At 63.9% G+C, this 18,510-nt stretch carries 22 protein-coding genes; 10 read left to right on the top strand and 12 right to left on the bottom strand.

Annotated features, from left to right (window positions below; all coding sequences use genetic code 11):
- Positions 1-21: 21 nt before the first annotated feature.
- Entirely contained in the window at positions 22-474 is a 453-nt protein-coding gene (locus ASE59_RS03860; protein ID WP_056452134.1) for a GatB/YqeY domain-containing protein, read from the bottom strand.
- 145 nt (positions 475-619) lie between these two features.
- Here ASE59_RS03860 and carA point away from each other — a divergent pair, with 145 nt between their 5' ends.
- The 5 genes from carA (at position 620) to ASE59_RS03835 (ending at position 6,652) form a co-directional block, all read left to right on the top strand.
- On the top strand, positions 620-1,813 hold the full coding sequence (gene carA / locus ASE59_RS03855; protein WP_056452131.1) for a glutamine-hydrolyzing carbamoyl-phosphate synthase small subunit: 1,194 nt from the start codon (positions 620-622) through the stop codon (positions 1,811-1,813).
- Positions 1,810-2,094 carry a hypothetical protein gene (locus tag ASE59_RS03850; protein WP_056452128.1) on the top strand — a complete coding sequence of 95 codons (285 nt, stop codon included), beginning with the start codon at positions 1,810-1,812 and terminating at the stop codon, positions 2,092-2,094. Before carA ends, ASE59_RS03850 begins: the two co-directional genes overlap by 4 nt.
- A 1-nt stretch (position 2,095) precedes the next feature.
- Positions 2,096-5,428: a carbamoyl-phosphate synthase large subunit gene (gene carB, locus ASE59_RS03845; RefSeq protein ID WP_056452125.1), complete on the top strand. Its 3,333-nt coding sequence runs from the start codon at positions 2,096-2,098 to the stop codon at positions 5,426-5,428.
- 84 nt (positions 5,429-5,512) lie between these two features.
- A complete protein-coding gene (gene greA, locus ASE59_RS03840) occupies positions 5,513-5,989 on the top strand; it encodes a transcription elongation factor GreA (RefSeq protein WP_056452122.1) in 477 nt (158 codons plus the stop codon).
- Positions 5,990-5,995: 6 nt separating this feature from the next.
- Positions 5,996-6,652 carry a rhomboid family intramembrane serine protease gene (locus ASE59_RS03835; protein WP_056452119.1) on the top strand — a complete coding sequence of 219 codons (657 nt, stop codon included), beginning with the start codon at positions 5,996-5,998 and terminating at the stop codon, positions 6,650-6,652.
- A 181-nt stretch (positions 6,653-6,833) separates the two neighbouring features.
- Here the strand turns inward: ASE59_RS03835 and ASE59_RS03830 are convergent, their stop codons facing one another.
- From ASE59_RS03830 to ASE59_RS03810, 5 genes are all read right to left on the bottom strand, one after another.
- Complete coding sequence (locus ASE59_RS03830) at positions 6,834-7,055, bottom strand: DUF4170 domain-containing protein (protein WP_056004110.1); 222 nt, start codon at positions 7,053-7,055, stop codon at positions 6,834-6,836.
- An 82-nt stretch (positions 7,056-7,137) separates the two neighbouring features.
- Positions 7,138-7,584 carry a DUF883 family protein gene (locus ASE59_RS03825; protein WP_056452116.1) on the bottom strand — a complete coding sequence of 149 codons (447 nt, stop codon included), beginning with the start codon at positions 7,582-7,584 and terminating at the stop codon, positions 7,138-7,140.
- Between the two features lie 4 nt (positions 7,585-7,588).
- Positions 7,589-7,900: a hypothetical protein gene (locus ASE59_RS03820; protein ID WP_056452113.1), complete on the bottom strand. Its 312-nt coding sequence runs from the start codon at positions 7,898-7,900 to the stop codon at positions 7,589-7,591.
- On the bottom strand, positions 7,900-8,232 hold the full coding sequence (locus ASE59_RS03815) for a phage holin family protein (RefSeq protein WP_056452110.1): 333 nt from the start codon (positions 8,230-8,232) through the stop codon (positions 7,900-7,902). Before ASE59_RS03815 ends, ASE59_RS03820 begins: the two co-directional genes overlap by 1 nt.
- Positions 8,233-8,240: 8 nt before the next feature.
- Positions 8,241-8,777 carry a hypothetical protein gene (locus ASE59_RS03810; RefSeq protein WP_235515630.1) on the bottom strand — a complete coding sequence of 179 codons (537 nt, stop codon included), beginning with the start codon at positions 8,775-8,777 and terminating at the stop codon, positions 8,241-8,243.
- A gap of 144 nt (positions 8,778-8,921) precedes the next feature.
- Between ASE59_RS03810 and eno the strand changes: the two genes are divergently transcribed.
- Both eno and ASE59_RS03800 read left to right on the top strand, forming a co-directional pair.
- Complete coding sequence (eno, locus tag ASE59_RS03805; RefSeq protein WP_056452107.1) at positions 8,922-10,196, top strand: phosphopyruvate hydratase; 1,275 nt, start codon at positions 8,922-8,924, stop codon at positions 10,194-10,196.
- 122 nt (positions 10,197-10,318) lie between these two features.
- Complete coding sequence (locus tag ASE59_RS03800) at positions 10,319-11,233, top strand: hypothetical protein (RefSeq protein ID WP_156359855.1); 915 nt, start codon at positions 10,319-10,321, stop codon at positions 11,231-11,233.
- 78 nt (positions 11,234-11,311) lie between these two features.
- Here ASE59_RS03800 and ASE59_RS03795 read toward each other — a convergent pair whose 3' ends face one another.
- From ASE59_RS03795 to ASE59_RS03785, 3 genes are all read right to left on the bottom strand, one after another.
- Positions 11,312-12,148, bottom strand: coding sequence for a GGDEF domain-containing protein (locus ASE59_RS03795; protein WP_056452101.1), 837 nt, complete (start codon positions 12,146-12,148; stop codon positions 11,312-11,314).
- Positions 12,149-12,276: 128 nt separating this feature from the next.
- Positions 12,277-12,555, bottom strand: coding sequence for a hypothetical protein (locus tag ASE59_RS03790; RefSeq protein ID WP_156359854.1), 279 nt, complete (start codon positions 12,553-12,555; stop codon positions 12,277-12,279).
- A 37-nt stretch (positions 12,556-12,592) separates the two neighbouring features.
- Positions 12,593-12,961, bottom strand: a complete 369-nt coding sequence (locus ASE59_RS03785; protein ID WP_056452096.1) for a tRNA-binding protein — start codon at positions 12,959-12,961, stop codon at positions 12,593-12,595.
- Positions 12,962-13,023: 62 nt separating this feature from the next.
- Between ASE59_RS03785 and ASE59_RS03780 the strand changes: the two genes are divergently transcribed.
- From ASE59_RS03780 to ASE59_RS03770, 3 genes are all read left to right on the top strand, one after another.
- Positions 13,024-13,380, top strand: coding sequence for an FtsB family cell division protein (locus ASE59_RS03780; protein ID WP_056452093.1), 357 nt, complete (start codon positions 13,024-13,026; stop codon positions 13,378-13,380).
- Positions 13,381-13,480: 100 nt separating this feature from the next.
- The gene (pdhA, locus tag ASE59_RS03775; RefSeq protein ID WP_056452090.1) at positions 13,481-14,530 is read left to right on the top strand and encodes a pyruvate dehydrogenase (acetyl-transferring) E1 component subunit alpha; all 1,050 of its coding nucleotides are present in this window, start codon (positions 13,481-13,483) and stop codon (positions 14,528-14,530) included.
- Between the two features lies 1 nt (position 14,531).
- The gene (locus tag ASE59_RS03770) at positions 14,532-15,971 is read left to right on the top strand and encodes a pyruvate dehydrogenase complex E1 component subunit beta (RefSeq protein WP_056452087.1); all 1,440 of its coding nucleotides are present in this window, start codon (positions 14,532-14,534) and stop codon (positions 15,969-15,971) included.
- A 43-nt stretch (positions 15,972-16,014) separates the two neighbouring features.
- Here the strand turns inward: ASE59_RS03770 and ASE59_RS03765 are convergent, their stop codons facing one another.
- Genes ASE59_RS03765 through ASE59_RS20550 form a run of 3 tightly spaced genes read right to left on the bottom strand, consistent with a single transcriptional unit; the run spans position 16,015 to position 18,502 of the window.
- Positions 16,015-16,692 carry a TadE/TadG family type IV pilus assembly protein gene (locus tag ASE59_RS03765; protein WP_235515629.1) on the bottom strand — a complete coding sequence of 226 codons (678 nt, stop codon included), beginning with the start codon at positions 16,690-16,692 and terminating at the stop codon, positions 16,015-16,017.
- Complete coding sequence (locus ASE59_RS20555; RefSeq protein ID WP_056452082.1) at positions 16,683-17,267, bottom strand: TadE/TadG family type IV pilus assembly protein; 585 nt, start codon at positions 17,265-17,267, stop codon at positions 16,683-16,685. Before ASE59_RS20555 ends, ASE59_RS03765 begins: the two co-directional genes overlap by 10 nt.
- Positions 17,264-18,502, bottom strand: a complete 1,239-nt coding sequence (locus ASE59_RS20550; protein WP_056452079.1) for a hypothetical protein — start codon at positions 18,500-18,502, stop codon at positions 17,264-17,266. The genes ASE59_RS20555 and ASE59_RS20550 overlap by 4 nt, the downstream gene beginning before the upstream one ends.
- Positions 18,503-18,510: the final 8 nt, after the last annotated feature.

Here is an 18,510-nt window from a genome sequence, read left to right as displayed (position 1 = left end):
GGGTCGGCAACCGCTTATGCGTCAGCCCAACGCCGCCTTCACCGCCGCGCTGGCCTTGCTCATGTCGAGTTCGCTGCCGTGGCGCGATTTCAGCTCGCCCATCACCCGGCCCATGTCTTTCATACCCGTTGCGCCCAGATCGGCCTTAATCGTTTCGATCGCTGCCGCCGTCTGCGCCTCGTCCATCTGCTGCGGCAGGAAGCGTTCGATGACGGTCACTTCGCGCGCTTCGGCGGCGGCCAGTTCGGGGCGATTGCCCTTTTCGTACATCTCGATCGATTCGCGGCGCTGCTTGACCATTTTCTGGAGCACTTCGACCACCAGCGCGTCGTCGCTGTCGGGGGCCTTGCCGGTGCGCGCCTCGATGTCGCGGTTCTTGATCGCCGACTGGATCAGGCGGATCGTGGCGGTCGTCTCCTTGTCGCCGCCCTTCATGGCGGTGACGAGGGCGTCCTTGATGGTGTCGCGAATCATGGCGGTTCCAGTGTCTCTCATTCGGGTAAGCGATCACCCTTAGCCGCAATCGATCGGCGATCACAGGATTGACGGGGGGCGGGGTTGGGACTAGCCGCCACCGCTTAGCGACATCATCAGATTTACCCAGGAGTGCCCGCCCATCATGGCCGACGCCAAGCCATTCGCCATGCCCGAAGGAGCCACCGGGGTTCTCGTCCTTGCCAATGGCGACGTGCTGTGGGGCCGTGGCTTCGGCGCCGAAGGCGCAGCGGTGGGCGAGGTGTGCTTCCACACCGCGATGACCGGCTATCAGGAAATCATGACTGATCCTTCCTTTGCCGGGCAGATCATCACCTTCACCTTTCCGCATATCGGCAATGTCGGGACCAACGTCGACGACGTCGAGGCGAACGACCCGCACGCGCTGGGCATGATCGTCCGCGAGGATGTGACCGCACCGTCGAATTTCCGCTCGAACGAGCATCTCGATACGTGGATGGCCCGGCACAACCGGATCGGCCTGGCGGGCATCGACACCCGCGCGCTGACCCGCCGCATCCGGCAGGGCGGCGCCCCGAACGGCGTCATCGCGCATTCGGCGGCGGGCGAGTTCGACATTCCGGCGCTGCTGGCACAGGCGCAGGCTTGGCCGGGACTGGAGGGCATGGACCTTGCCAAGACGGTGTCGTGCAAGATGCATTATGGCTGGGCCGGCGGGGCTTGGCATCTGGGCAAGGGCTATGACGACAGCACGCTCGCCCAAGGTGGCAAAGGTGCCACGAAGAGCAATGCGCGTCCGCATGTCGTTGCGATCGATTATGGAAGCAAACGCAATATCTTCCGCAACCTTGTTCATGCGGGTGCTGAAGTAACCGTGCTGCCGGCCACCGCGACCTATGAAGATGTCATGGCGGCGAACCCGGACGGCATCTTCCTGTCGAACGGTCCGGGCGATCCTGCCGCGACCGGTGAGTACGCGGTGCCGGTGATCCGCAAGCTGCTGGAGACCGGGAAGCCGTTGTTCGGCATCTGTCTGGGCCACCAGCTGCTCGGCCTCGCGGTCGGGGCGACCACGACCAAGATGCATCAGGGCCATCGCGGCGCGAACCATCCGGTCAAGCGGCTGTCGGACGGCACGGTCGAGATCACTAGCATGAACCACGGCTTCGCGGTCGAGCGCGACAGCCTGCCCGAGGGTGTGCGCGAGACGCATGTGTCGCTGTTCGACGGGTCGAACGCCGGCATCGAAGTTGACGGTGGTCGTGCGTTCAGCGTGCAGTACCACCCGGAGGCTTCGCCGGGGCCGCAGGACAGCTTCTATCTGTTCGAGCGGTTCGTGGGGATGATGAAGGCGTGAAGCGCGTATCCCTGATCCTTCTGACTGGCCTGGCGGGCAGCGGTTGTTCCCAACCTGCTACCACGAAGACCCAAGCCGAGACTATCGAGGCGATAGCGGTACGCTGTGATCTTCCGAAGGGCACGATGACGCTGACGGGGCCTGATGAGTTAAGATTTCAGCCGCCTGCCGATGCGAAGTACGAGTCCGTCGATTGCGCCTTGGGCGAACTCAAGAAGCTGAAATTTCCAATGAAGATGGGTTTCGTCGGTAACGAAGCCATTGCGCCGGAAACCAAATAACATGCCAAAACGCACCGACATTTCGTCCATCCTCGTCATCGGCGCGGGGCCGATCGTTATCGGCCAGGCTTGCGAGTTCGATTATTCGGGCGTGCAGGCGATCAAGGCGTTGAAGGAGGAGGGCTATCGCATCGTCCTCGTCAATTCCAACCCCGCGACGATCATGACCGACCCGGAACTGGCCGACGCGACCTATGTCGAGCCGATCACCCCGGCGGTCGTCGCCAAGATCATCGAGAAGGAGCGCCCCGATGCGGTGCTGCCGACGATGGGCGGGCAGACCGCGTTGAACACCGCACTGGCGCTGGCCAATGACGGGACGCTGGAAAAGTTCGGTGTCACCATGATCGGCGCCGATGCCGAGGCGATCGACAAGGCCGAGGACCGTCAGAAGTTCAAGGTCGCGATGGACAAGATCGGCCTCGAATCCGCGCGCAGCCATATCGCGCATAGCGAGGCGGAGGCATTGGCGGGCCTCGAGCATGTCGGGCTGCCGGCGATCATCCGTCCGTCGTTCACGCTGGGCGGGACCGGCGGCGGCGTCGCGTATAACCGCGACGAATTCCTGAAGATCGTCCGCGAAGGGCTGGACGCGTCGCCGACCACCGAGGTGCTGATCGAGGAATCGCTGCTCGGGTGGAAGGAATATGAGATGGAAGTCGTCCGCGATCGCGCGGACAATGCCATCATCGTGTGTTCGATCGAGAATATCGACCCGATGGGCGTCCATACCGGGGATTCTATCACCGTCGCCCCGGCGCTGACGCTGACCGACAAGGAATACCAGATCATGCGCAATGCATCGATCGCGGTCCTGCGGGAAATCGGCGTCGAAACAGGGGGTTCGAACGTACAGTTCGCGGTCAATCCCAAGGACGGCCGCCTGATCGTCATCGAGATGAACCCGCGCGTGTCGCGCTCGTCGGCACTGGCGTCGAAGGCGACCGGCTTCCCGATCGCGAAGGTCGCGGCCAAGCTGGCGGTCGGCTACACGCTCGACGAGATCACCAACGACATCACCGGCGCGACGCCGGCGTCGTTCGAACCGACGATCGACTATGTCGTCACCAAGATCCCGCGCTTCGCCTTCGAAAAGTTCAAGGGGTCGCAGGCGGTGTTGTCGACGGCGATGAAGTCCGTCGGCGAAGTCATGGCGATCGGCCGCAACATCCATGAATCGCTGCAGAAGGCGTTGCGCGGGCTGGAAACCGGCCTGTCGGGCTTCAACAGTGTCGACCGGCTGGTCGGCGCACCGCGTGCGGAGATCGAGGCGGCATTGGCCGTGGCGACGCCCGACCGGTTGCTGGTCGCGGCGCAGGCGCTGCGCGAAGGCTTCACCGTCGCCGAAGTCCACGCCATCGCGAAATACGATCCGTGGTTCCTCGAACGCATGGCGGAGATCGTCGCTGCGGAGACCGAAGTTTGCACCAACGGCCTGCCGCAGGACGCGGCGGGGATGCGCCGCCTGAAAGCCATGGGCTTTTCGGACAAGCGGCTGGCATGGCTGGCGCTGCAATCGGCCAATTTGCGCGGCATGGAGCGTGGCATCGCGCGCGGATCGGGCCTGATCCACGAGGTCGTCAAGATGATGACCGGCGGGGTGACCGAGGACGAGGTGCGTCAACATCGGCACAAGCTGGGCGTGCGGCCGGTCTTCAAGCGCATCGACACCTGCGCCGCCGAGTTCGAGGCGAAGACGCCGTACATGTATTCGACTTACGAAGCGCCGACCTTTGGCGAGCCGGAGGATGAGAGCCAGCCGTCGGATCGCAAGAAGATCGTCATTCTGGGCGGTGGGCCGAACCGGATCGGGCAGGGGATCGAGTTCGACTATTGCTGCTGCCATGCGTGTTTCGCGCTGAGCGATGCGGGTTATGAAACGATCATGGTCAACTGCAATCCGGAGACGGTGTCGACCGATTACGACACGTCGGACCGGCTGTATTTCGAACCGCTGACCGCTGAGGACGTGCTGGAAATCCTGCATGTCGAAGCGTCGAAGGGCGAACTGGTCGGGGTGATCGTGCAGTTCGGTGGGCAGACGCCGCTGAACCTAGCCCGGGCGCTGGAGGCGGCGGGTATTCCGATCCTGGGGACCACGCCTGATTCGATCGATCTGGCCGAGGATCGCGAGCGCTTCGCCGATCTGGTCACTTCGCTGGGTCTGCTCCAGCCGGCCAATGGGCTGGCGCGCAGCCGCGACGAGGCGGCGGTGATCGCCGAGCGGATCGGCTATCCGGTGCTGATGCGCCCAAGCTATGTGCTGGGCGGGCGGGCCATGGAGATCGTCGATTCGCTTGGGCAGCTTGACGATTATATCCAGACGGCGGTGCAGGTTTCGGGCGACAGCCCGGTGCTGATCGACCAGTATCTGCGCGACGCGATCGAGGTCGATGTCGACGCGATCGCCGATGGCGACGATGTCGTCGTGGCGGGCGTATTGCAGCATATCGAGGAAGCGGGCGTCCATTCGGGCGACAGCGCCTGTTCGATGCCGCCCTATTCGCTGACCGCCGACGTCATCGCCGAGATCGAGCGGCAGACGGTGGCGCTGGCCAAGGCACTGAACGTCAAGGGCCTCATGAACATCCAGTTCGCGGTCAAGGACGGCAAGGTGTATCTGATCGAGGTCAATCCGCGCGCCAGCCGCACGGTGCCGTTCGTCGCCAAGGCGATCGGAACGCCGGTCGCCAAGATCGCGGCACGGGTGATGGCGGGCGAGAAGCTGGCGAACCTACCGACGATCGATCGCGACATCGACCATGTCGCGGTCAAGGAAGCGGTATTTCCCTGGGGCCGCTTCCCCGGCGTCGATCCGGTGTTGTCACCGGAAATGAAGTCGACCGGCGAAGTGATGGGAATCGATAGCGATTTTGCCACCGCCTTTGCCAAGGCGCAGATGGGTGCGAACATCGTCCTGCCCAAAAGCGGCACGGTGTTCGTATCGGTCAAGTCGAGCGACAAGCCGGTTATCCTGCCGGGCGTGCAGTTGCTGGTCGAACTGGGGTTCCGCATCGTCGCGACCAGCGGGACCGCCGACTATCTCGCCGAGAACGGCGTGCCGGTCGAGCGGGTAAACAAGGTGGCACAGGGTCGGCCGCATATCGTCGATAAGATTTTCGATGGCGATATCGCGATGATCTTCAACACGACCGAAGGGTGGCAGTCGCTGAAGGACTCCGAATCGATCCGCGCGTCGGCGCAGTCGCAGAAGGTGCCCTATTTTACCACGGCGCCGGCCAGCGTCGCGGTGGCGCAGGCCATCCAGGCGCTGGGTGCCCGGTCCCTTGAAGTGCGGCCGTTGCAGTCCTATTATTCGCAATCGCACAACTGATCCCCATCAGCGGAATGTTGCGCGCGGACGGGCAGGGAGGCCCGTCCGTGTGGCGGGGGGAATGACAAAAGGGACGCGCGCGCGATGGCGACGGTCGAAAAGATGCCGATGTTGCAAGAGGGCTATGATCGCCTGACGGCGCACCTCAAGCAACTGAAGGTCGAACGGCCGCAGATCATCGATGCAATCGAGGAAGCCCGCGCGCACGGCGATCTTTCCGAAAACGCCGAATATCATGCGGCGAAGGAACGGCAGGGCCAGATCGAGGCGTCGATCGCCGATATCGAGGACAAGTTGTCGCGCGCGCAGGTCATCGATCCGAAAGACCTGTCGGGCGACAAGGTCGTGTTCGGTGCGACCGTGACGCTGCTCGACGAAGACGATAAGGCGATCACCTACCAGATCGTCGGTCAGACCGAGGCGGATGCCAAGTCGGGCCGCATCTCGTACAATTCGCCGATGGGCCGGGCGCTGATCGGGCGCAAGATCGACGACGATGTCGAGGTGACGGTGCCGTCGGGCGACCGTTATTACCAGATCTCGAAGATCGAGTTCATCTAAACCGCTATGTTCGAACGGCGTCCTTCCCCGTCGATCCTTGTGATCGGCGGGTTGATCGCTTTGGTCAGTGGCTGGATCATCCTGTCCGGCGGCGTGTGGAGCGCGGCGATCGCGGCGGGGTTCGTGCCGCTGCGGATGACCAGCGATATCGCGTCGATCGAGGGGTTTGCGCCGTTCGTGCCGGTATGGCTGACGCCGATCACCGCCGCGTTTGTTCATGACGGGTGGCTGCATCTGGGCTTCAACCTGCTGAGCCTCGCCATCGTCGGTACGCCGACGCAGCGGGCGGTCGGGTTGCGTGGGGTGATCGTGCTGTTGCTGGTCGGTGCCTATGCGTCGGTCGCGGCGCAGTGGCTGGCCGGGCCGACCTCGCCCGCGCCGATGATCGGGGCGAGCGGCGCGATCTCAGCGCTGATCGGGGCCTATGCGCTGCTGTTCGGCGGCGGCAAGGCGAAGGCGATCGGGCCGGTGCCGGCGCATGTCGTGCATGCGGTGTGGCTGGGGGTTAGCTGGACGTTGCTGAACCTTGCCATCGGCTGGGCGAGCGCGGGGAGCGAGATGCCGATTGCCGGGGCGGCGCATGCCGGCGGGTTTATTGCCGGGATGGTGTTGCTGCGGCCGCTGTTGCGGTGGCGTTGGGGTAGGCGGGTGGACGCCGGCTAGGCTCTTACCCTCGTCCTCCCCCCCATCCGTTTGCTTCGAGCGGAGGTTCGAGCCTGTCGAGAACCGTAGTCAAGAAGGGGTGCCCCAAACGGGCTGTTCTCGACGGACGCTTCTCGACAGGCTCGAAGCTGCTCGAACCGAACGGGTAAAAGGAGTCGTCCGGGCGCGGAAAAGGCGTCCCTTACGCCGCCGGCAGTTCCGGTTCGAGCAAGCGGTGGAGGTGCACCACCACATATTTCATTTCGGCATCGTCGACGGTCCGTTGCGCCGCGGCGCGCCATGCCTTTTCGGCGCTGGCATAGTCGCCGAAGATGCCGACGACGTCGATCGCCTTGAGGTCGGCGAAATCGAGCGTGCGCGGATCGGCGACGCGGCCGCCGAAGACGAGGTGGAGTTTGCTCATGGTCGTTCCCGCAGTGCAAAAAAGTTACGCCCAACCCGCATAGCGGACCGGGCGTACCCTTCAACCCATAAGTTGGGAAAGATCAGCGCTTGACGGCGGCCTTGCCGCTGTCGGTGGCGGCCTGCACCACCGTGCTGAACGCCGAACGCAGCTGTTCCTTGGCGCCGTCCTTGCTGGGCAGCGCGGCGGTCAGCTGTTCCTTGCCGACGTCGCGGGCGGTCGCGGCGGCGGCGGTGGCGGCAGCGGCGAGCTTCTTGCCGAGCGGGGCGAGCGTCTTCGTCTCCTGTGCGGTGCGTGGCAGCAGCGCGCCGAGCACGGCACCGAGCGCCAGGCCGCCGGCGAGGACGGCGAGCGGGTTGGTGTCGATCGTTTCCGATGCGCGGTGCGCGGCATCATGCGCTGCTTCCGATGCGCGCTTGGCGGCGTCGTGCGCGGCATCGCTGGTCGCGTGGGCGGCGGTCGAAGCCTTTTCCTTCAGCGTGTCGATGGTGCCCGTGGTTTCGTGCGGGGCGGTCTTGAGTTCGCTCATGATGTCATTCCTTGTTCGGGACGGGCGGGGGCGGGGCGATGGGGGGCGGCGGGGGCGGGGGCGCCTTGCGGAACAGCCGGGCGATGCGCTTGCGGGCGAGCAGGGCGACGACGCCGGTGGCGATACCGGCCGCAATGCCGGGGCGTTCCATTAGGACGGCGACGCCGTCCTCCGCCTTGTCACGCAGGTCGTCGGCGACGTTCGAGGCGATGGTCGATGGCGACAGGCGGTGCTTCGCTTCGGCAAGGCTCGCCTGCAACCGGGCGCGCTTGAGCAGCGCATCGGCGCGGGCGGCGGCGAGGGTGGGCGAGATCATCAGCTGTCTCCCAACGGCGCGACGACGCGTTTGAAGCTCGACAACGCGATCTTGGCGAGAATGGCCGCGATCGCCAACGCCACGATCACGACCAGCAAGGTTGCCCAGCCCGGACCCATGATCGGCCGCAGCGACAGGATCGCCCCGACCAGCAGGGCGGTGACCGCCGACAGCGCTATGACCACTGCACCGACCGCCAGGCCGGCGGCGATGCCGGCCTGCGATCCGCGCGTGCTGGCGACGGTCTTCCACAGCGTCACCTCGGCGCAGGCATACGCCTTTGCATCCTCGACGACGCGACCGACGACCGTTCCCAGCCCTTCATCCCCCATGATCGGGGTCAGCCCTTGACCACGGGGGTGGTGTCGGCGTCGGTGCCCGCCTTGACGATGCGCGCCAGCACGAAGCCGAGTGCGGCAGCGGTGCCGATGGCGATCGCCGGGCTCTTGCGCACGAAATCGCTGGCGTCGGCGATCAGGTCGTCGACTTCCTTGCCGCGCAGATTGTCGGAAAAGCCTGAAATCGCCTGGGCGGCCGAGCGGGCATATTGGCCATATTGTTCGCCGAGCTTTTCATCGACGGTGCCGGCGGCGTCCTCCATCAGCTTCGAAAATTCGTCGAGCGCCCCGGTCGCGCGGGCCTTGCCTTCATCGGCGAGGCCGCGTGCCTTTTCGGTAGCCTTGGCCGACAGCTTCGACGCTTCGTCCTTCAGCGTCTGTTTGGCGCCGGCGGTCGAGGAGGTTTCCGAGCCGAACGACGACGTTGCCGCCGGCGTGAATTCGACGGTGCCGCCGGTCGTCGGCGTGATGTCGGCATTGAAGTCGACAGCGGTGTCGTTGGTGGTCGGCGAGGCGCCGGTCCGATTGAAGTCGGTCATAACGAATCCTTTCTTCGTTTCGGGAGGAAAACCATGTGGCACAGGTCGGGTTCCGTGCCGCGCGCAAGGATTTGCGGGTGGCGGGGCGAATGGATAGAGGGGCCGCGACCACGCCGTTCCCACGGACATAGAAGGAGTCGTTACGTGACCGCAATCATTCAGGTGCATGGCCGCCAGATCCTCGACAGCCGCGGCAATCCGACCGTCGAGGTCGATGTGCTGTTGGAGGATGGCAGCTTCGGCCGTGCCGCGGTCCCGTCGGGCGCGTCGACCGGTGCGCACGAAGCCGTCGAGAAGCGCGACGGCGACAAGTCGGTCTATCTGGGCAAGGGCGTGCTGGCCGCGATCGAGGCGGTGAATGGCGACATCGCCGAAGCGGTGCTGGGCATGGATGCCGAGGACCAGAGCGATATCGACGAAGCGATGATCCAGCTCGACGGCACCGAAAACAAGGGCCGGCTGGGCGCGAATGCGATCCTCGGCGTCAGCCTGGCGGTGGCGAAGGCGGCGGCGGACGCGCGCGGGCTGCCGCTGTATCGCTATGTCGGCGGCGTGTCGGCGCATCTGCTGCCGGTGCCGATGATGAACATCATCAACGGCGGCGAACATGCCGACAACCCGATCGATTTCCAGGAATTCATGGTGATGCCGGTCGGTGCCGACAGCATCGCCGAAGCGGTCCGCTGCGGTTCGGAAATCTTCCACACGCTGAAGAAGGGACTGTCGGAAAAGGGCCTCGCCACCTCGGTCGGCGACGAAGGCGGCTTCGCCCCGGCGCTGAACAGCACGATCGACGCGCTCGACTTCATCATGCAGAGCATCGAGCGCGCCGGGTACAAGCCGGGTGACGACGTAATGCTGGCGCTCGACTGCGCCGCGACCGAATTCTTCAAGGGCGGCCGCTATGAGATGGTCGGTGAGGGCAAGTCGCTGTCGCCGCACGAAATGGCCGATTACCTTGCCGACCTCGCCGCGCGTTATCCCATCCTGTCGATCGAGGACGGCATGTCGGAGGACGATTTCGAGGGTTGGAAGGCGCTGACCGACAAGATCGGCGACAAGGTCCAGTTGGTCGGCGACGATCTGTTCGTGACGAACCCGAAGCGTCTGGCGATGGGTCTGGAGCAGGGCCTCGCCAACTCGCTGCTGGTGAAGGTAAACCAGATCGGCACGCTGACCGAGACGCTGGAGGCGGTCAATCTCGCGCAGCGCAACCGCTATACCGCGGTCATGTCGCACCGTTCGGGCGAAACCGAGGACGCGACGATCGCCGACCTCGCGGTCGCGACCAACTGCGGCCAGATCAAGACCGGATCGCTGGCGCGCTCGGACCGGCTTGCCAAGTACAACCAGCTGATCCGCATCGAGGAAGAGCTGGCGGGTGCGGCGCGCTATGCGGGGCGTTCGATCCTGCGTTGATCAGGTACCGGATCGGGAAAAGGGGTGTCGGTGCGAACCGACGCCCTCTTTCATAGGCGTGTATGACCATTTCGTATCCGATTTCGGATTTCAGCCCGGAATATTTGTTGTAGGCTACAACGATGGTCCCACTTCCCTTCTTCATCGCGGTCGCATCGATTGGTCTGGCTGCCGCCGCTCCAACAGTCGCGCACGCGGGCGAGCGATGCGGGGTGCCCGATGGCTGGGCTGAGGTGACGCGCCGCAAGCCGCGCTATGTCGTGTTCGGCGAGATTCACGGAACCGCGCAATCTCCTGCGTTTATCGGTACGCTCGCCTGCGCGCTTACCACGCGGGGCGAGCGGGTTCTGGTCGCGGTCGAGCTCTCATCGTCCGACAACGATGCCCTGCAGGCTGCGTGGCGATTGCCGCCCGGGCAATTCCCGGAGGCGCTGCACAAGACAGGCTTGGTCGGTCGCAGGGACGGGGTTGGCAGCGTCGCTACGCGGGATATGATCGTCCGCTTGCACGCGTTGAAGAGCGCCGGTCGCCCCGTTTCGATCGTTGCGTTCAACGGCGCACGGGACTCTGCGCAGCGCGCGAAGTTCGCAGATCAGCCGGGGCAGGGACCCCATGAGGCAGCGCAGGCCGAGAATATCCGCAACGCCGCCGCCGCTGGCCGGTATGACCATGTGCTAGTGCTGGTCGGGAATCTGCACGCGCGCAAGGAACCGATCGAGCGTGATACGGCAACCTTTCGACCGATGGCGATGCAGTTGGCACCGGCGGGCAAGGTAATGTCGTTGAATATGGCTACTGCGGGCGGATCGGCGTGGACCTGCGAGTTGCGTGCCGGTGCGAAGTTTGAACGTGGCAAACCGATATCAAGCGGCATGATAGAATGTGCAGGGCACCCGGTCCGAAGCGATTCGACGATCAATCGCGCCCCGTTCGTGGCCGTCCAACCGTTGCCCGGAACGCAGCACGATCCGGCCTATGACGGCTGGTTCTGGCTCGGAACGGTCACCGCTTCGCCAGCGGCTGCGCTCGACCGCTGAGAGCGGCCCCGATCTTCATTGTCGGAGCGCCATGGACGCAGCGCTGCGTGCGGTGGCAACGATGCAGTGTAGCGTGGATCAGGCCGCAATCGCCAGTCGGTTCCGTCCTCCCGCCTTTGCCTGATATAGCGCGGTGTCGGCGGCACCGATCAGCGCTTCGAGGTCGACATCGGTCCAGCGGCGAACGGCGATACCGATCGATGCCGTCAGCAAGGCACCGGTTCCCATGCCGGGATGCGCGATCCGGGCCGCTTCGAGCCGCAGGCGGATCGCCTCGCCAAGGGCGGTCGCCTGTGCTTCGTCCCGCCCCGTCAGGAGCAGCAGAAATTCTTCGCCGCCGAAGCGGAAGGCATGGTTGGCGCGCTCGCCGCCCTGGCCGGACGCTTCCAGCGCGTCGAGGATGATGCGCGCTACGGTACGGATGCAGTGATCACCGGCCAGATGCCCCTGCGTATCGTTGAACAGTTTGAAATGGTCGATGTCGATCATCAGCGCGGCCACGGGTTGCCGCGCGGCGACTTCCATGAACGTGGGACTGATCTGAGCCAGATGATGCCGGTTCGACATTCCGGTCAGCATGTCGGTACGTGCCGCCCATTCGATATGTTCTACCAACAGGTCGCTGCGCAGGCGTTCAAGAAATCCCTTTCGTTCGGTGCGTTCCTGAAGAAAGCTGCCAAGCAGCAGCAGCGTCGTTCCGCCGACGAAGAAGTTGACGACAAAGTCGAACGAGGGCGCATCGATATCGGTTCGAAGCGCGACGCAATAGAGCTGAATGAAAAGGATGATCACCAGTCCTGCGACCGCCATGCGGAAACGGACCCGTTGAACCAGCGTGAAGTATGTCATCGTGATCATCGTGCCGAACTGATAGATCAGCACGTAGGGCGATTGGCTGTAAAGCGATGCGATCACCGGTATTGCAACGCCCAGAACCGTCCCGCCGACCGCACAGGTATCAATCTGTGGCGTGGTCGACGTCCGTGGCAGCAGCCACAGGATCGCAAGGCAGGCAGGGGTGAACAGGCCGAGCCGGAGCAGCGCTAGCGGGAGGAAATGTCCGGCATGATCTGCAGGTCGGCGAACAGGAACATATTGAAGATGAAGATGCCGGCCATCAGCGAAATTCGGCCGACGCGCTTGCGATGATCGACTCCCTCGGCGTCGAACCGCGCTTCGATCTCCGGCAGAAAGCGCAGGCGGTTCAGTTTCGCAAATTCGCGATCGATCGACAGGGTGTTCGGAACATTGGACAATTGCCGATACCTGGCCTGCATATTCAATGGAGTTGTTTCACCGATCGCTGCCGACCATAGTTTCAATATGTTTAATAATGGTTTTTAACGGTGTGCGGTACGATCAGAACAGCCGCCCCCCATCCGGCACTCGGCGATCGGGCGCGCACAACACGACAGCACCGGCTTCGTCCGGAAAGCCCAGCGTCAATACTTCGGACACGAACTTGCCGATCTGGCGCGGCGGGAAATTGACGACCGCCGCGACCTGTCGCCCGACCAGCCCTGCGCAGTCATAATGTTCGGTGATCTGTGCACTCGACCGCTTCTGTCCGATCACGGGGCCGAAATCGATGACCAGCTTGATCGCCGGTTTGCGCGCTTCCGGGTAAGGTTCGGCGGTGACGATCGTGCCGACGCGGATGTCGATGTTCAAAAAAGTGTCGAAATCGGTCGGACCGGTGATCGTCGCGGGATCGTGCAGCAGGTGCATATCGGCTCCGGGGCAGTGGTTGGTGGCTTGCGTGGGGGCGGGGTATAAACGACATACGCGCCATGTCGCGTTCCTCGCCCCTTCGTCAGATGCTGAGACGTGCCGGATGGCCGGCGCTGGTGATCCTCGTCATCGGCTTCTTCGCCTATCACGCGGTGCTGGGGCCGAACGGGGTGCTGGCGTATCGCGATTATCAGCGCAAGCTGGCGGTTCGGAAGGCGCAATATGCCTGTCTGGAGAAAGTGCGCGCCGAACTGCGTAACCGCGTCGAGCTGCTCGATCCGCGCCATGCCGATCCCGACATGGTCGACGAACTGGTCCGGCGGAAGCTGAACGTCGCGCACCCGGACGAATTTATCGTGCCGATCACCGGCGAAGCGGCGGCGCGATCGCGGTGTGGAATCCGGATCGACGAATGATTCCGTACCGGAAGCGCATGGGGTTCGGTTGCGCAGGCAGGGAAATCGCGCCATAGGCGGCGCTTCCTTCCCATCCTTTCAGGAACGAGGCATCCGAACCGTGGCAAAAGCACCGGCGCAAGGCCGCACCAGCGAACCCGTCATTCCCAATCGCGAACGGCCGGGGGAGCCAAAGCGGTACGAAGCGTCGAAAGAGGAATTGCTCTCCTTCTACAAGGAGATGCTGCTGATCCGTCGTTTCGAGGAGAAGGCGGGGCAATTGTACGGCCTCGGCCTGATTGGTGGTTTCTGCCACCTGTATATAGGCCAGGAAGCCGTTGCCGTCGGTCTCCAGTCGGCACTCGAATCCGGCAAGGATTCGGTCATCACCGGCTACCGCGACCATGGCCACATGCTCGCCTATGGCATCGATCCCAAGGTCATCATGGCCGAGCTGACCGGGCGTGAAGCCGGCATCAGCCGCGGCAAGGGCGGGTCGATGCACATGTTCTCGACCGAGCATAAATTCTATGGCGGTCATGGTATCGTCGGGGCGCAGGTGTCGCTGGGCGCAGGTCTCGCGTTCGGGCACAAGTACAGCAACGACGGCGGCGTCTGCATGGCCTATTTCGGCGATGGCGCCGCGAACCAGGGGCAGGTGTACGAATCGTTCAACATGGCCGAGCTGTGGAAGCTCCCGATCATCTTCGTGATTGAGAACAACCAGTACGCCATGGGCACGAGCGTCAACCGCGCGTCGGCCGAAGACCAGCTGTACAAGCGCGGCGAAAGTTTCCGCATTCCGGGCATCCAGGTCGACGGCATGGACGTGCTGGCGTGCCGTGGTGCCGCCGAGGAAGCGCTGGCATGGGTGCGCGCGGGCAAGGGTCCGATCATCCTCGAGATGAAGACCTATCGCTATCGCGGCCATTCGATGTCCGATCCGGCCAAGTATCGCAGCCGCGACGAAGTGCAGGCGATGCGCGACAATTCGGACCCGATCGAGGGGCTGAAGCGCGAGCTGAACGCCGCCGGCGTAAACGAGGACGAGCTGAAGGCGATCGAGGCCGAAATCCGCAAGGTGGTGAACGCCGCCGCCGACTTCGCCGAAAGTGCGCCCGAGCCGAACCCGGAAGAATTGTACACCGACGTGCTGGTGGAGACCTACTGAGATGCCGATCGAACTGAAGATGCCGGCGCTGTCGCCCACGATGGAAGAAGGCACGCTGGCCAAGTGGCTCGTCAAGGAAGGCGACACGGTCAAGTCGGGCGACATCATGGCCGAGATCGAGACCGACAAGGCGACGATGGAATTCGAAGCCGTCGATGAAGGCACGATCGCGCAGATCGTCGTCGCCGAGGGTACCGACAATGTGAAGGTCGGCGCGGTCATCGCGATCCTCGCCGCCGAGGGTGAGGACGTCGACGCCGCCAAGTCGTCGCAGCCGACCGAGGCACGCGCGGGCGATGCCGCCGCCGCTACGCCCAAGGCCGACGAAAAGAACGACGACAAGGCACCGCCGACGCCCGAAGGCACGTCGCAGCAGCACGCCGAAACCGGCGCGCGCCAGCTGTTCGACGCCGCCGATCAGGAAGGCGAGACCAGCCCGGAAATCCCGGAAGGGACCGAGATGGTCAAGACCACGGTCCGCGACGCGCTGCGCGACGCGATGGCCGAGGAAATGCGTGCCGACGACCGCGTGTTCGTGATGGGCGAGGAAGTCGCGGAATATCAGGGCGCGTACAAGGTTACGCAGGGCCTGCTCGCCGAATTCGGCGACCGCCGGGTCATCGATACGCCGATCACCGAATACGGCTTTGCCGGCATCGGTACCGGCGCGGCAATGGGCGGTCTGCGCCCGGTCATCGAATTCATGACGTTCAACTTCGCCATGCAGGCGATCGATCATATCATCAATTCGGCGGCCAAGACCAATTACATGTCCGGCGGCCAGATGCGCTGCCCGATCGTGTTCCGCGGCCCCAACGGCGCGGCGAGCCGCGTGGGGGCCCAGCACTCGCAGAACTATGGCCCGTGGTATGCCAGCGTCCCCGGCCTGATCGTGATCGCGCCCTATGACGCGGCCGATGCGAAGGGTCTGTTGAAGGCGGCGATCCGCTCGACCGACCCGGTCGTCTTCCTCGAAAACGAACTGATGTACGGCCGCTCGTTCGACGTGCCGAAGCTCGACGATTTCGTCCTGCCGATCGGCAAGGCGCGGATCATGAAGCCGGGCAAGGACGTGACGATCGTCAGCTATTCGATCGGCGTCGGCCTCGCGCTCGAAGCCGCCGAGAAGCTTGGCGGCGAGGGCATCGACGCCGAAGTGATCGATCTGCGCACGCTGCGCCCGCTCGACACCAAGACGGTGCTGAAGTCGCTGAAGAAGACCAACCGGCTGGTCGTGGTCGAGGAAGGTTGGCCGACCTGCTCGATCGCGTCGGAAATCGCCGCGGTGGTGATGGAGCAGGGCTTCGACGACCTCGACGCGCCGGTGCTGCGCGTCACCAACGAGGACGTGCCGCTGCCCTATGCCGCGAACCTCGAAAAGCTGGCGCTCATCACCAGCGACAAGGTCGTGGAAGCGGTGAAGAAGGTCACCTACAAGTAACGAACGACGCCGCTGCGGGACGGTCCCGCAGCGGCGGTCGCCGTCAGACGGTGTAGCGGTCGCAGGTCATGCGCTGCTTCGCTTGCGGTGTCGGATCGACCACCCCGTCCTCCAGCAAGCGATTGTCGCGGACGATGAAGGCAGCGGTCTGCTGCACCTTGCGCTGGCCGAGGAAGAACGCGGTCAGCAGCGGCTGATAGTCGTAATTGACCTCGACGAAGATCACCGCCGCACGATCGGGAGCTTGCACCGGCCTGGCAGGGTCGCCCATGCCCTTGAACGCCGTGTTCGACGTTCCGCCATCGCCTTCGCGGCCGAAGCTGGAATCATAGCCCGCACCGCGCTTCAACCCGACGCAGCGTTGCCAGTGAATCCATTGCGCTCCGTCGCGCCGCTCCAGACTGGAAATCGTCACGCGGCCATTGGTGGTCAGCCCCAATGCGTCGGTCTGCCGACGCAACCCGGCGATCACCTCGTTGACGTCGACCTCGCGCAGCTGCTGCGTCGCGGCGTTGGTGTCGACGCCGACGCGCGAGATATTGTCGGCAAGGGTCTGTGTCGCCTGACTGAGCCGCAACTGCTGGATGCCGAAATTGCACAGTTCGATCGCATACAGCCCGATCGGCAGGACGATTGGCAGGGCAAGCGCGAATTCTAGCATCGCGACGCCGCGCCGGGCCTGTCGCAGATCGCGGAGGGTGCGGGCGATGGTCATCCGCATATCCGCTCCGCCGCCGCCGTGCTCTGCGTATCATAGGGCTGGTTCTTCAGCGCGCTCGTCGCCGATATTTTTTGGTCGGGGGGCAGCCCCATCAGTCCGGTAAGCGGGAACAGCCGGGGATAGGTGACCTCGACGGTATATATCGTGATGTCGTTCGCTCCACCCTGACCATCGAGGCCGGGGTCCGCATCCCACAGGCGATTGCCGTTCATATCGGTGAAGCACTCGCCCGGATCATATTTATTATTGCGGTTGGCATCGTCGAACGGTTCGGCGTCGACGCCGTCATAGTTGCGATAGTAGGAACGCTTGCTGGTCCAGGTGAGATTGGCGGCGACGGGGCGAACCTGTCGGATGACCTGTTCGTCGATCGCGGCGGCGGCGGAGGTGGTCGCATTACCCTCCAGCGTGCCGTTGCGCGCGGCCTGCTGCAACGCGCCGGTCAGCAGCGCCTGCACATAGGACCGGTAGCTGAGGTCGAACAGGCCCATCAGCAACAGCAGCAGGACCGGAGCAAGCAGTGCGAATTCGACGAAGGTCGCCCCCCGCCGGTCGCGGTTCAGCCGGGCGATCACTTCGACACCCGCAGCTTGGCGATCTGCGCGGCGATGTTGCTGAACGCGGTGTTGAGCTGCGCGGTATTGCTCGCCTGGAACGATCGCCCCTCGGTCGTGCAATCGCTCAGCAGTGGGGTTAGCGTCGTGCCGAACGCGATGACCCAGACCGTAATGTCCTTGCGCCGCGCGACCTGACACAGCGCGAGCAGGCGATTGGCGACGATCGTGTTCTGCTCCTTGTTCTGCGCGTCGTTGGAAGTGAAACCGGTGGTCCGCCGTCGATCGAGACCCGACAGGCCATAGGCTTCGTACACCGTGTTGTAGGTATCGGTCTCGCCATCGGTCATGAATATCAGGTGTTGCGAATTCTTGCCGCCGTTCAGCCCGGCGCTGTTCTCGTCCTTGAAGATGCCGTCGCGCGACATCAGGCGCAGCCCCCACAGGAAGCCGATATCGTGATGGGTCTTGCCACCGACCTGCAGGCTGTTGACGTAGCTTTGCATCTCGGCTTGGGTGAACGCCTGCAACATGCGCGCCGGGGATGGGCAGGGGGCATTCTGTCCGTTGTTCACGTCCTGCAAATTCGGATAATTGGAACTCGACCGCATTCCCGGGACCGACCATTTGGTGAAGCTTTCCCGTGCGAACACCGCCCCCGGCAACCACGGTTTCCAGCGGGTTTCGTCATCACTGGGATTGGGGACCATATCGACGTTCAGGTCATAGGCGTCCTGGGGAATGGTATCGTAGGTCGATTGCGCAACGGTCTTGCGCTCCTCGATACAGGCGTTCTGCGCATTCCAGGTGATCTGGCGCATCTTGCCCTCGGCCGCGATGGGCAGTTCGATGGTGCCACCCGCCATGCGGGCGCCCGACCCCTTCAGGCCCGAAACATTCCACTGGAGCCTGTCGTACCAATAATAGTGGGTCGTTGTCGGAGTTCCCGGTTTGGTCTTGCCCTTGTTCGGGTTCGGAACGCGACTGTCGGTCCGCGTGTCGACATAGTCGCGGTACCAGGTTTCGGTGATCTCACAGCGGGCATTGACGACCTTTGCCGAATAGCTGCTGCCGCTTCGAGTTCGGGTATAGGTGTTGGTTTCGCTGCGGTCGTTCTTGCCCGTGGACTTCCATCCGGTTTCAGTCTGCGATGTCTGCAATTTGTTGGCCGGCGCGGTGCAGTTCTCCGGCTGGCCATAGGTCTTGGTCGTTCCCGACGTGCCGCTCTTCTTCTGCCACCCGCCGGTCGTGACCACGTAATCGG

Origin of the sequence: Sphingomonas sp. Leaf10 (assembly GCF_001421245.1) — a bacterium.
Taxonomy (GTDB): Bacteria; Pseudomonadota; Alphaproteobacteria; order Sphingomonadales; family Sphingomonadaceae; genus Sphingomonas.
The sequence above is the reverse complement of the archived record's forward strand: the minus strand, read 5'-3'. Positions and strand labels throughout refer to the sequence as shown.